Origin of the sequence: Burkholderia sp. MSh2 (assembly GCF_000731655.1) — a bacterium.
In the GTDB taxonomy this organism is placed as follows: domain Bacteria; phylum Pseudomonadota; class Gammaproteobacteria; order Burkholderiales; family Burkholderiaceae; genus Burkholderia; species Burkholderia paludis.
Genome location: NZ_JPGM01000024.1, coordinates 20,323 through 33,654, shown reverse-complemented (window position 1 = coordinate 33,654; position 13,332 = coordinate 20,323). Strand labels below are relative to the sequence as shown.

Here is a 13,332-nt window from a genome sequence, read left to right as displayed (position 1 = left end):
GCGCGGTCGTTCGAGCGGGCGCGTCACCGCCCCTCCCGCTCGTCCTTCCCGGCTCCGGCACTCCGCAGCGATCCGCGGCGCGTTCGACTGCGACCGCATGCGCCGAACCATCAGGTTGGCTGGCAGATGAACGGGTATTCCGAATCGTCGATCAACGGCTCGATGTCGAAGAAATCGTTGAGCACCGATTCCGCCGTGCAATAGGCGCCTTCCACCCAGGCCTGATCGTTCGAGTAGCATTCCCCGACGATAAAGACGGGGGCATCCTTGCCGTCGATCAGCTGCGACGGCTTGCGTATTTTTTGCTGGACGTCGGCAATGTCGTAGTGCGCAGCCCACGCATGGTAGCCAGCACGGAACGGCGGCAGCGACCAGTCGACATAGGCCGCCTCGAGCGGCTCGGGCACGTCCGCAAAGTCCGAGTTCGGCCCGAAGTGCAATTCCGCCAGCTGCTTGCGCAGCATCTTGACCATTCTGCCGGGCACCTTGCGCGGCCCGATCAGGGGCTGGATATCGTCGGCGATCGGCACATGCCGCTCTTCCTTCGGCCCGAGCTCCAGCTCGCGCCAGAACGTAGTGAAGGCTTCGTCGTCGTAGGAAGCCAGCAGGCCGTACACCGGCTTTGCATTCTTGTCGGCGGCGTTGTTGCCGAAGTAGACCACCATGCGGATCGGCGTGTCGGTCACGCTCGGTCCCATGGTGTTGCGCTTGGCGACGGCGAGCAGCAGCGTTTCCTGTTTGACGGTCATCCGCTCGTCGGCAGCTTGTTCCACAGCCTTGACCAGCGCGTCGGCGCTCGCGAACTGGACATTCAGGATCGCGTCCGAACCGGACATCGCCTGCACGAACACCGGCGGGAAATCCTGCTCCTTGAGCGACGCGATCACGGCATCCGTTACTTCATAGCCATCGATCTTCGGCGGATAGGGCGTAGCCGGGTCCGACCACCATTCATTCTCGAAGAACATGCCGACCTTGTAGGACGGTTGCATGATGGACGACTCGAGATAGAGCCTGACCTTCCGGTCGTTCAGGACGTCCAGTCCGCCCCGGTCGTCATAGCGGGAGCCCTGCGCGACCTGTTCGAGTGCCGCGCGCGGCATGGCCAGCCAGGCGGCCGCCGTGGTCCGACGGGCCGCCTCTCGGTAAGGATCGTCCCGCGTCGCGATCGTGTAATGGACGACGCCGTTCTCGACGTGGATCGAGCGCAGCCGCTGGTTCGGGTAATACTGAAGCGTGACGCCGCGCTGCTTCGCCAACTGCTCGATGGCTGCGAACAATGCGTGGAACATGCCCGAGTAGCCGGTCGTCAGCGTCATGTACTGATTGCCCGGCGTGAATTCGTTGTTCGACTCGAAGGCGACCGCGGCATTCCAGTTGATCACGTTGGACGAGTATCCGTTGCCGTCCGCGGCGTACTGATAGCCTTCCGAGCCGAGCTGGTCGTACATCAGGTTCCAGTAGCCGATGTCCTTGAGCAAATCGCCTTTCTGGAAGATGGAGCTCGACGGCAGTTCGGCCGTGATGCGGCCATGCTGATAGAACTCGTCCCACTGCTTGCGCGTGCTCGGACCAGTGGTGCTCGTCACCGACAACGCTTCGACGACGGCGAAGCCCTGATCGGGCGTGGTCGCGGCGCCAAAGTTGTTGGCCGCGTACGGCGCCGGCGTGCGCGACGAAATATCGCTTTGATAGAGATTCCTGGCGCGCAGGTAGTAGAGGGGATCGCTCGATTCGTTGAAAGGCACCGCATAGCGGTCGAGCCCGAGCTTGGCGATCACCGTCGTGACCAGCCGGTGGCCCGGCGCTTTACCGTCGTTCTTGCCGTTCCATTGCGAATAGCGCATGCCGCCCAGCTCGAGGTACGAATGGTCGGGATTGTTCTGGTAGTGCCAGGTGCAGACCCGGGCGCCGGGCGCACGGGTGCCCTGAAATTCCTTCGAGAAATCGTACTTGCCCCAGTCGAAGAGTTCCAGGACGTCGCCCTGCTGCAACTGCCGATGCGGATCGCCCCCCGCTCGCGTCTGGCCGTTCAACAGTCGCCAGGCCGTGTACAGACCGGCGGCACCGCATCCGAAGATCGAATAGGTCTTGCTTGCCATGGTGTCCTGCTCCCGTAGATGCCCGGCCCGTGCTCAGGCCAGCTTGTTGAAATAGCGGCTACCGGTGGAGAAGTGCGAGATGTCGAATGGGGTATGACCGTCGAGGGTCAACTGGCAAAGAATTTCGCCGAGCAGCGGAACGAACTTTCCGGCCCAGCCGGTTGCATAGATGACGATGTCGCGATGGTTCGGCACATAGTCGGGCGCGAAGTCGATCAGCAATTCCTTGTTCGCGATCTTGCTGAGGGCAACGAGGCAGGTGGACGTGAAGCGCGGAACCGGTTCGAGACCCTCCATATGCTCGCCGACCCACTCGGCCGTGAACGCGAGCTCCTGGGGATTCGGAATGGGCGTGCGCTGATCGGGCGACGTCAGCGGCGCGAGGACGAAATCGGACGCGACACGGATATAGCCCGGGTAATTCCAGGTCACCTCCGGGAAGCCGTAGAACTGATTGCCGTTGTCGCCCTCCGGGTTCTGGAAAACGAACCAGGTGGGGTACTGGATATCCGGCCGGGTCTTGCGGTAATACGCCGAGGCCATGTTCCAGTAGGTCGCCGCGATACGGAACCCCAGCAGCTTGAACACGTCGTCGGCATAGGGGCCCGGCGTCAACACCAGCTTTTCGGCACTGAAGGTCCCAAGCGGAGTCCTCACCTCGAAGACGCCCTGCCGACGCTCGATGCCGATGACCGGTGCTTCCTGCAACAGCTGCACGAAGGGGGAGCGCCGATTCCAGTCGAGCAGCGTCCGCTGCGTGGCCGCGAGATCGATGCTGGCGCCCTGGGCCTGAAATAGGCCCGTATACGTCGACGGCAGATTGCGAAAGTGAAAACGCCGCTCCAATTCGCGCGCGTCCAGCGTTTCATAGGCAACCCCTTCGGCCTTCAGCGCTTGCTCGGCGGCGGGGATATTGCCCTCTGTCGACTTGACCGACGGATCGCCGAACCACAAGGTGCCGACCGTGTCCATGAGCGGCTGCGGCGTCAAGCCTTGCAACTCGTCCCAATAGGGGATCGACTGCTTGACCAGCTTGACCATGTAGGCGTCGGGATAGGGAATGCGGAACTGGCGCGACACGCCGGCCGAGCTGCCAAGCTGGTTCACGAAGGTAAACTGCTCGAGCACCAGCGTCCTGGCCTTGCGCTTGCCGAGATGGTAGGCGGTCGACAGGCCCATGGGCCCTCCACCGACAACGACGACGTCATAGCGATGCGTTGTATCGTGCATGTGGGGCTCCACGGAATCCGGAAGCACATCTATTTTTCAGCGATCCGCGAAATCACGGTCCTGATTAATGCAGCAATGGTCGAGTCGCCAATCCCGGCTTTAAAAATGCTTTCAAAAGCGGGATTGATTACGCCAATTTCAAGCCTGGCGATGCATCGTCATCCGTATCACGCTTGGCCAGTTGCCGTGGCCAGATTACATGCCGAGCGACCATATATGAGCAAGCTGGCAATCCTGACAGGAGGTTGGGATTTCAATCCAGGTTCGTCGCGATGAATCAGGGTTTACTCAAATGTTCTTGTTGCCGAGGTAGAGGCGGTACATGACCTCGCGGAGCGGATCGATAAGGGTGGCCGCAATCGCCCGGGCCGTAGACATCGAGCCCGGATTCGATCAGGCCGGTCGCGCAGCTTCCAAAGCGATTTCATCCCGGGTAGCCTCGATCAATTCGCTCTTGCGCACAATCTGCACTGCAGTAGCCGACGCGCCACGATCCTTGACTCGCATGCAGAGCGCTAGCACTTCACCAGTGCAGAATTCGCAAAGCAGCCCTCCCTTGCAAACGCAAAAATCTCGCATCAGCCGACTCGGTTACGGGAGAAGGTGATACGGCGATTCAAATCGGCGCGCCAGCTGCAACGATTTGCCTCGGTCCACGGACAGGTTTCGAATCTGTTCATGGGGTGCCGCTACAATCACGGCGCGCAATGCAAACGCGAGGCGCGCGCCCAAGCCTTCGCGTCCTGGGAAAGGGCTTCATGCACCCGGATGCCGGCGTGAGCTGATCGGCACCCGCTTCAGTCGTCCTTGCTTGTCCGGCCACCGAACAACCTGACAGTACCGTCAATGCCAATAGATCCAGTTGCACAATCAGAAACGCCTCCCTGGCGAAAGATTTTCGATCTCTTTGAAAACGATGATGGATTTTTGCCAGATTTTTTCGTCGATGATCTGACCTCTGATCAAGTGGTCACGGTTTACGACTGGGTAATGTCGCAGTGCAAGGCATCTGAAAATGCGACCGCCTGGCATATCACCGCGCAAAAGGATCTCCCGATCGGCGCCATTCATGAACCTGCGCGGGCGTATGTTGCGGGTGAAATCGAGTCGTTCCGACATGGCCTTGTTGGCCTTTCAATCGACGGTATCGAATTGCCTTACCTGACCATCTGCGTGGAAGGTCGTGAGTGTATGTCGTTCGACTACCGAAAAGGACCCGAATGGAACGCGCACGCCATCACCGCTCTTCTCGAAATGTTCGCTCGCATCCATGAACTGGCTCCTAACGCCCGTATATGGCACACCGAAGTAGGTTGTGGCCATCGCCCTACCTCTCACTTCGCCGAAGCGCTTCTCCAGTTTGAGGTCGAGCGCCGTTGATCAGGTCACAAAGTCTGCTAGTGGCGTAGCGGTAGTTGATATCGAACGACCACTTTGCGGCCGGATCAATGATTCGCCAGGCGCTCGCACAGCAGCGCCGCGGCCGCTTCGGTGGTTTTGTCGCGACAAGGACGAAAGGATGAGTGTTTCTCGATATGTCCAGGAGTGCTTATATAGTGACCTTGCCCTCGAAAACGTATCCGTTACTGAGAGTGTGTAAAACTCCAGCAATGGAGGATTTTGCAATGGGTAACGCCGGTGTACGCCGATCGGCACCCGCCTCAGTCGTCCATGCTTGTCCGGCCACCGAACAACCTGACAGTGCCCTCGCGATCGTGTCCAGCGGCAAGAAATCGACGGCCGGGCTCATCGTGCCATCGGCGGCGTTGCGCCGATGGCCTGAGTTGCCGCGTCGAGAAACAAGCTCATGACGCTTCACATCTTCGACGAGCGTGGCGCGCCGTCCCGGGGCGGACGCCGACCCTCCGCCCCGACGAACGCATCCGGCGCGTGCCGGCGGCCCGGCCCCCGACCACGGCAATTCCTCCGGTTGCCGGTCGTGGAAACCGGAGACCATGGGAAACGTCGTCGCCATGATACGGACGGCCCGCATGGTCCCCTCCCGGGCCCCTCTTCGTTCAATTGCCGGGCGCCAGATCGTTGGCAAACCGGTTCGTATAACCGAGCGTACCGACCCCGCCGATGGAGTTGCACGTCGACGATGCGGCGCCGGGCGGACAATCGACGTCACGGTCGAACGACCAGAAGTGGACACCCACGAGACCATTCTGTTTCACGAACTGCGCAACGGTGTCCGCATCCGCCGGCGTAAAGGTCTCGCCGCTCACATCGTTGCCGCCGATCATCGGCGTCAGCTCGATCTGGCTGTACGGTACGCCCCAGTGATCGTGCAGGTTCATCGCCGCCTGGATCGCCGACTGTCCCATCTGGCAGGTGCCGTTCGCGACCACGCAGTTCCCCGCCCCCGCCGACCCGTAGTCCATCGTCATCAGGTCGATCGTGTAGTTCTTCAGGCCGTAGGCCTGGATCGCCTGCATGACCCAGTCGCCATACACGTTGAAGCTGTCGGGGGCGCTGGCGCCCCAGGAACTGGCCGTGGTCGCGCCCTGCTGGGAAGGGGCCAGTGTCGCGAGCGTGAAGCTGAAGCGCAGGCCGGGATAATTCTGCTGGGCAACCGCCACGCGCTGGACGAGATCGTTGATCACCTGTTGTGTCTGCCCGCCCTCGATGTCGAAATCGATCCCGATGAGGTTGTTCGATGCATAACGATTGATGAAAGCCGCCATGCCCGCATCCGACCCGCACGTGAACATGCCGGCCGCGCCGCCGGTGGAAATCACGTAATTCACATTGGCCGCGGTGAAAAGCGGCACGTTGGCGGCCGCCATCGCGCCGCCGTCCACGCCCGCCCAGTTCTCGCTGCCGCATTCGCCGGTCGCGAACGCGAGCGTCATCGTACGGACACCGGCCGGCAGCACCGACAGCACCGGGCTCAATTGACCGGTGACGTTCGTCGAGATGACGTTCGTGTTCCAGTTCATCGAAATCGTCGCATCCTTGTACGGGCTATAAACGAATGCCGGCGCCGTGCCGGTAGCCGTCCCGGCTGCCGCGGCAGCGCCAGTGCCGCAAGACGACCATGCCAACAGAAGCGCCAGCGCGCCCTTCAAGGTCGATCGCTTCATGATTCCAGATTGGTTGCTCTTCATTTTCATGCCCTCATCGCGTTTTACGCATGACCGGCACCGGTGTTTCACACCATGCATGCCGGGAAATATTTCAGGAAGACGCGCTCCGCCCGCACGGGCGCAACGGAAACCCGCCACGTCACACGGACGGCAAGCGGCCGCATCATTGATATGGACTACAAAACAAAAATCGTGATCGGATCCGCCTTGGGGCGCCCCCACCCGCTAACACGGTCATGGCCTTTCACTGCCGGGTAGCCGCCTGCGGTACCACTCGCCATATCGAGGAAGGTGGCCGCACCGGCGGGTATCAGCGCACCGTTGACCTGGCGCTGCGCGTCAATCGACGGATTGCCGCCGTCTCTCCGTCATTCAGATCTGGTTCATGGTTTCTCCTTTCGATTGACAAAGCTCCGCCCAGGTCGAATTCAAAAGAACCCAACCTTACAAATCGTCACTTGACGACAAATTTCGATATTGATTCTGCTTTTATATCTACGACGGACAACACGACGACTTCGCTCAATGCCGGTGAAGCATGTCGCGCCCCACTTTCGCGCAAGACCGGATGCTCGTCACGACGCGCCACAGCGCGCTATCATGAAGTCGTCACGCAGGCCCGGGATAGCGGGCCTGCCATGCGGCGGCGGATACCGATATTTCGACAGCCGATGTAGTGATCCTTCAGTCCGACGCCCGCACTTCGATTTGTTATACTACATAATCATCAGGCATCAACCCTGGAATCGGTTATTTCAATAAATATCGAAATCCGAAAATATTCACGGGATCACATTGGCATATTGCAATTGTCGCCATTCGACAATTCAACCGGATATCTCGCAGCCATTGGCGTGATTGTTCAAATCAACGAAATTCAGGCAATGCGATCGGGCTTCATCGTATTGGCGACCGACCCGCGATGACGTCACGTTGCCGTCCTTGATGCATCCACCGAACCCGGAGGCCGAACATGACTGTCGATCTCGCCACCCAGGCGTCGACCCGCACCGCCCAACTGGTCACCCGGGTGTACGCGAGGCTCCTGCTGGTTGGCTTCGCACTGGTGCCTGCCTATCTGATCGCCTACCTGTACTTCTTCCAGGACCCGTCGCTGAAATTCGAGAATCACGCCTTTCACGAACTGGCGATCGCGGCCGCCACGCTCGAAGGCGTGTTCGTCACGTATGTCTGCTGGCGCTGCTATCGCCTGTCGGGTGAGCCGTTGCTTCGCTGGCTTACGCTGGGCTTTCTGGGCTTTTCCCTCGTCTATGCGTTGCATGGCTTGTTCACCGGCATGGCGCATCACAATATCTGGCTGTTCCTGCTGTACGGGCCGGCATCGCGCCTGACCATGTCGATCCTGATCCTGGTCGGGCAGCTCGCCTATAGTCACAAGGCCGACAGCGCAACCGCCCGCGCCGATCCCCGCACCTGGTTACCCTGGCTCGCCGTGTTCGGACTCGTCGACGTCGCGGTCGCCGTGATCGCCTTCTCGCCGGTGGCCGGCAACCTGTGGGTACGCCTGTCGATGGAAGGCGGCGCACTGCTGCTCTCGGTCGTCAACGTCGTTGCGCTGCTCATCCGCCGCATCCGCTCGCCGCTGATGACGATCTACGGCATTTCGGTCACGTCGTTCGCGCTCTCCTCGCTCGCCTTCATCCTCGGGCGGCCGTGGAATCACATGTGGTGGCTCGCGCATGCAATTTTCGCGGCCGGCTTCTTCCTGCTCAGTTTCGGCGTGGTGCAGGCCTTTCAAACGACCCGTTCGTTTTCGAAGATCTACAGCCAGGCAGAACTGTTCGCCCGGTTGAGGGACGCGATGGCCAGGACGGAGCGCGCGCTGCAGGCGCTTCAACAGACCAACGAAAAACTCGAGCACCTGGCGGCCACCGACCCGCTCACGGGCGCGGCCAACCGGCGGCAATTCATCGAAAGCGTGGAAGCGGAAATCAACCGGGCAAAGCGCAATGGCGCGCCGTTCTCGTTGCTCGCGCTCGATCTCGACCACTTCAAGGCGATCAACGACAGTTACGGGCATCAGGCGGGCGATCAGGTGTTGCAACGCTTCGTCGACAAATGCGCCGATGCGATCCGGCCGTACGATGGCGTCGCGCGGGTGGGCGGCGAGGAATTCATGGTGCTGCTGCCGCAAGCCGCACTGGACACCGCCCGGTCGATCGGCGAGCGCATCCGCGCGGCAATCGCCGGCGCGCCGTTCGAAGCAGGCATCGGCGAACCTATCCAGGTCACCGTGAGTGTCGGCGCGTCCGAATTCGGCCGGGACGGCGAGACGATCGACGCGATCCTGCGCAAGGCGGACGAACGCCTGTACCGCGCGAAGCATCAAGGCCGCAACCAGGTGGTCGCCTGGTAAGCCGCTTGCCGTGTCGGTGCCGTCCATCGCGTCCCTGGCAGGCGTTCTTCAATGCATGACGCCCCGGGCATCGCCGGGCGCGTCATGTCGCGGCAGGATCAGAACGGGCTGCGTGTCGTATCGCCGTTGGTGAACACCGTGTCGACGACCTGATAGAACGCCATCGCCGTATCCGCGACTTCCCAGACCGCCAGGATGACGTGGTAGCCGCTACGCATCGGCAGCCGGCATGAGTGAATGGTCGGCTGCTGCGGCACCAGGTTCGCGTTCGGATCCCAGTACGGCTGGCCGGGATTCTGGATCGTACAGAACGGCGTGGGCTCGAACTGCGCGCGCGTCAGCTTTTCCGACGGGTTCCAGTCGGCACGGGTAATGAAGTAGTTCCAGCGACGCGTCTTGTGCACGGCGCTGAATTCCCATTTGAAATTCTGGACCGCGCCCGGCCGCAGCGGGATCTTCCGCCAGCGGCCCGGCGACTGCTCGTTCAACACGGGCAGCGGGCCATTCGTGCTGGCACCGGCGATTTCGCCGTCCTTCGGCGGTGCGGCATTCTTCGCGTCGGCCGGCGCGAACGGATCCGACAGGCCGCTTTGCGTCGCGGGGAAGAACTTGCCGTTCTCCATCGCGTTCGCGTGCCAGGCGTCGACAGGACAGTCCGGATTCTGGCCTTGCGTGCACAGCACGATGCGCGAAGGCGGTTCGGTCAGACGGCCGTGCGCGTGAGCACCGGCCGCCGCAACCAGCAGCGCCACGCCGGCCAGCGAGCATGGCATGACGGAAGCAACGTACCTGCGGATGATCTTGTTCATGAGCCCTCATGGCATTGATGTCGAAACGGATATGCGCAGATCGGGCCTGTCGCCAGATCCCGGGCAGGGATTCCTGTCAACGCGTCGTCGCGCACGCGGATCGGCAAAAGCAGCGGTCAAATGAAACCGTGGCAGGCGATGATCAATCGCCACGCTTCCTGACAAATCACTTTCACCGAATTGAACCTTATCCGCAAAAATCGGAAAAATAAATTCCCGTTATTAATAATTATTTGATTATTGACATCAAAACATTCATTTCCCGAATGCTTCGATCGTCAGCCGCGATGCAACACGGATTGGGTTGTTTGACGATCGCGAATGATCGGTCTCGACATTTCGTGTTTGGAGGGGTATCGCATGGGCCCGTTCGTTATTCAATCATTTGGTTGCCGACGGCTGTATCAGCCGATGCAGCAGTTCGTCAAATCCGCAGCCCAGATGGAAATGCATCTGCCATTGGACTTTGACGTACGCATTGAAGAGTCGAACTTCCAGGAGCAATTCTTTTCCCGCATCAATCGGCAGGTGTGGCGCACGCAAAGGCCTGGCCTATGCGACGTCTCCCCGCCCTTGAGTAGCACAACGCTTTAGAGTCCAATCACGTAGTCAGGAAATTGGGCATGAAGAAACGATTCGCGGAAGAGCAGATCATCGGTTTCCTGCGCGAGGCGGAGGCCTGCTTGCCGGTCAAGGAGCTCTGCCGTCAGCATGGCTTTTCCGAAGCGAGCTACTACCTATGGCGTAGCAAGTTTGGCGGAATGAGCATGTACGACGCGAAACGGCTGAAGGAACTGGCAGCCGAAAACAACCGGCTGAAGAAACTGCTCGCGGAATCGAGGTGACCTTACCCCGCTGAGTACACCATTCGTAACTTAGTGGACTCGGCGATTTTCGATTGATGCAGTTGCCGGAATTGGTCCGGCGCCAGTTGCCCCAAGGCGCTATGCGGGCGCACCGAGTTGTAGTCCGTGCGCCACGCGTCGATTCGCTTGCGTGCATCGTCGAGGCTGACGAACGCATGCTGGTTCAAACACTCTTCGCGCAGTCGGCCGTTGAAGCTCTCGATGTGCGCGTTTTCCACCGGCTTACCCGGACCGATGAACTGCAGCTTGACGCCATGTTTGTGCGCCCATGCGTCGAGCGCCTTGCTGACGAACTCCGGTCCGTGATCGCGCCAGTGCGCGCGCAACGCCTCGATGCGCTCGTCGCTGACCGGCACGAACCGTCGCTTCCGCCTCTTGCCGAATAAAGCGCTTTTGTCTTCTTCGTGTCGTCACCTTACCGCCAGCTCCCCGCAAACCTGACAGAGCACAAACCGCGACCAGGATCGACTTTGGACACCTCGCCCAAGCTCATCCGCCACTCGACAGCGCTAACTGTGAAGATTAGTCATTTTTTCTGACCAATCTGCTAGGAAAAGCATCAACTGTGCATATTTGTCATTTGCGTTGATCAATCATTTTTGATGCCATTTCATTAATTACCGACGTTACCAATCATTACAGTGTCGGCAATTAGATTCTTTTCATTGTTTATTTACAATCACTAAACGATAAATTAACGATACTTATGAAAAGCAACGAAATGACGAAGAAAGGTGGGGGTACGCCGATACACTTTCGGCGCTACTTCGGGCTACCGCTGGCGATTTCGCTTTGCGCGACGCTGATGACGGGTTGTGGCGGAGACGATGGATCGCCCGCAGCCACAGCTGCGACGACGCAAACGCCGCCCGCTACGACCACTCTGGCGACCGACAAGCCATACAACGATCCGGTTGCGTACGGCAATCGCGCCGACGATTCGATCACGGACGCGAACGAAGACGGCGCGATCACCCACCACGTCGTCACGGTCAACGGCCAATCGATTCAGTATACGGCGACGGCAGGCCATCTGGTGACCACCAACCCCGGTAGCTCGCAGCCGAACGCGAAAGTGTTTTACGTCGCCTATACCGCGGACGGCAAGAATGCCAGCTCGCGTCCCGTCACGTTCCTCTACAACGGCGGCCCGGGCTCCGCCTCTGTGTGGCTACTGCTCGGCTCGTACGCGCCGAAACGGATCAAGACGTCGATGCCTGACTACACGCCTCCGGCACCATATACGATTGAGACGAATCCCGATAGCCTGCTTGACAAGACCGATCTCGTCTTCATCAATCCGGTCGGAACTGGCTATTCGACCGCGATTGCCCCGGCGAAGAACAAAGACTTCTGGGGCGTCGACAAGGATGCGACATTGCTCACGCAGTTCATCAAGCGCTACCTCACCGCGAACCAACGCTGGAACTCACCGAAATTCCTGTATGGCGAATCGTACGGCACTCCCCGCACGGCTGTGCTCGCTAATGCGTTGCATGGCGACGGGGTGGATCTGAACGGTGTCGTGCTGCAGTCGTCGATTCTTGATTTTCGTCAGAGCGACAACCCAATCGGCCTCCTGCCGACTTACGCAGCCGACGCGTGGTATCACAAAAAATTCAGCGCACCGACGAGCGCCACGACGCTCGCGGGCGTGATGGACGAAGTGACCAAGTTCGCGTCGGGCGACTATGCGGCGATCGTGAAGGACGCAATGTCAGCGCAGGCCGCGAAAACTGCCGCACGCAACGACCCGGTCTTCTCGGACGCGATCGATCAGGCTTTCGCCGCGGCGGGCAGCCCGTCGAAGATGAGTTGGTCTGACATCAGCGACTTCTTCCAGAAGCAGCCGAACGCGGACGTGCTGTCGCAGAAGAAGCAGGTCTACTTTGATGCCTTCGTCAAGGTCGCCCAGTTGCCGGCGCCGAGCGACGCCTCCGCGCAGCGCGTCGCGCAATACATCGGCATCGACAAGACTCTTGTCACACATGCGAAGCTGATGGTTGATTCGGACGTGTTCCAACGCAACCTGGTTCCGAACCGCAGCGTCGGCGCGTACGACGGTCGCGTAACAGCGACGAATCTCGGCGTGGCAGCAGACATCGACCTCACCAACAACGATGCGTTCGACCGTGCGACCAACGGCGTTTATATCGCCGCGTGGAACGTGTATCTGAATGAGGAGCTGAAGTACACGTCGAATTCGACGTTCACGGGCATTACTAATGTGACGTGGGACTGGACGCATAAGGATCCGACCGGCAAGACCTCGGTCGGCCGCGGCAATCTGAATACCGTGAACGATCTTGCTGCGATCATGAGCATCAACCCGGATCTGAAAGTGTTCCAAGCCAGCGGCTACTACGATGACGTCACGCCGTGGTATCAGACGCGCCTCGACCTGCAGAACATGAAGCTCGATCCGGCGCTGAGGAAGAACCTGCAGATCAAGGAATATCCGTCCGGACACATGATTTATCTAGACTCTGAATCGCGGACGGCGCTGCGCAACGACCTGCTGCAGTTTTTCCAGAACGTCAGTTCCGATAAGGCTGCGATGGGTCGCATCATGAAGCTGCGGCGTCAGGGTAGCTCGCAGTAGTTCGAGAAGCCCCGGCGTGCGCAACGCAGGCGGATTGCCGGAAAAGGAAAGAGACGACCGTCAAGGGCCGGTATGTCACCGGTCCTTGGCTTGGCATCGTGGGTCACATTCTCGTTCGCTTATTACGACCGAACACTCTTTGCAGCCAAGTCCTGCCCTTCAGGGTGTCCACCCGGCCGGTTTGCCGTTCACGTCATCCAAATGGGAGGAATTGCCGCGGCCAAAGCATCGCGATCCGCTTGGGTTTCCCGGACCAG

The 13,332-nt window shown here is 60.0% G+C and carries 8 protein-coding genes and 4 pseudogenes; 7 read left to right on the top strand and 5 right to left on the bottom strand.

Annotated elements, in window-relative coordinates; all coding sequences use genetic code 11:
- Positions 1-110 precede the first annotated feature (110 nt).
- Positions 111-2,102, bottom strand: a complete 1,992-nt coding sequence (locus GQ57_RS16065; protein ID WP_031402451.1) for a hypothetical protein — start codon at positions 2,100-2,102, stop codon at positions 111-113.
- A 33-nt stretch (positions 2,103-2,135) separates the two neighbouring features.
- Positions 2,136-3,332 (bottom strand): FAD-dependent oxidoreductase, encoded by a 1,197-nt coding sequence (locus GQ57_RS16060; protein ID WP_031402452.1) that lies wholly within the window; start codon positions 3,330-3,332, stop codon positions 2,136-2,138.
- Between GQ57_RS16060 and GQ57_RS41750 the strand changes: the two genes are divergently transcribed.
- The 3 genes and pseudogenes from GQ57_RS41750 (at position 3,315) to GQ57_RS16055 (ending at position 4,712) form a co-directional block, all read left to right on the top strand.
- Entirely contained in the window at positions 3,315-3,608 is a 294-nt protein-coding gene (locus GQ57_RS41750) for a hypothetical protein (RefSeq protein ID WP_152603272.1), read from the top strand. The genes GQ57_RS16060 and GQ57_RS41750 overlap by 18 nt on opposite strands.
- Before the next feature lie 279 nt (positions 3,609-3,887).
- A pseudogene (locus GQ57_RS43375) lies at positions 3,888-4,112 on the top strand (IS6 family transposase); the annotation flags it as partial.
- A gap of 66 nt (positions 4,113-4,178) precedes the next feature.
- Positions 4,179-4,712 carry a hypothetical protein gene (locus GQ57_RS16055; RefSeq protein ID WP_152601917.1) on the top strand — a complete coding sequence of 178 codons (534 nt, stop codon included), beginning with the start codon at positions 4,179-4,181 and terminating at the stop codon, positions 4,710-4,712.
- A 638-nt stretch (positions 4,713-5,350) separates the two neighbouring features.
- Here GQ57_RS16055 and GQ57_RS16050 read toward each other — a convergent pair.
- On the bottom strand, positions 5,351-6,559 hold the full coding sequence (locus GQ57_RS16050) for a chitinase (RefSeq protein WP_425322013.1): 1,209 nt from the start codon (positions 6,557-6,559) through the stop codon (positions 5,351-5,353).
- 835 nt (positions 6,560-7,394) lie between these two features.
- Here GQ57_RS16050 and GQ57_RS16045 point away from each other — a divergent pair.
- Positions 7,395-8,798, top strand: coding sequence for a GGDEF domain-containing protein (locus GQ57_RS16045; protein ID WP_031402455.1), 1,404 nt, complete (start codon positions 7,395-7,397; stop codon positions 8,796-8,798).
- Between the two features lie 98 nt (positions 8,799-8,896).
- Here the strand turns inward: GQ57_RS16045 and GQ57_RS16040 are convergent, their stop codons facing one another.
- On the bottom strand, positions 8,897-9,607 hold the full coding sequence (locus GQ57_RS16040; RefSeq protein WP_425322014.1) for a lytic polysaccharide monooxygenase auxiliary activity family 9 protein: 711 nt from the start codon (positions 9,605-9,607) through the stop codon (positions 8,897-8,899).
- 321 nt (positions 9,608-9,928) lie between these two features.
- Here GQ57_RS16040 and GQ57_RS16035 point away from each other — a divergent pair, with 321 nt between their 5' ends.
- Together GQ57_RS16035 and GQ57_RS16030 are read left to right on the top strand one after the other, a co-directional pair.
- Entirely contained in the window at positions 9,929-10,201 is a 273-nt protein-coding gene (locus GQ57_RS16035; protein WP_034198382.1) for a hypothetical protein, read from the top strand.
- Positions 10,202-10,230: 29 nt separating this feature from the next.
- Positions 10,231-10,443 (top strand): annotated as a pseudogene (locus tag GQ57_RS16030) (transposase); the annotation flags it as partial.
- Positions 10,444-10,454: 11 nt separating this feature from the next.
- On the opposite strand, the pseudogene GQ57_RS39515 reads toward GQ57_RS16030, so the two are convergent.
- Positions 10,455-10,781: pseudogene (locus tag GQ57_RS39515) on the bottom strand (transposase); the annotation flags it as partial.
- Positions 10,782-11,278: 497 nt separating this feature from the next.
- Here GQ57_RS39515 and GQ57_RS43740 point away from each other — a divergent pair.
- A pseudogene (locus GQ57_RS43740) lies at positions 11,279-12,095 on the top strand (S10 family serine carboxypeptidase-like protein); the annotation flags it as partial.
- Positions 12,096-13,332: the final 1,237 nt, after the last annotated feature.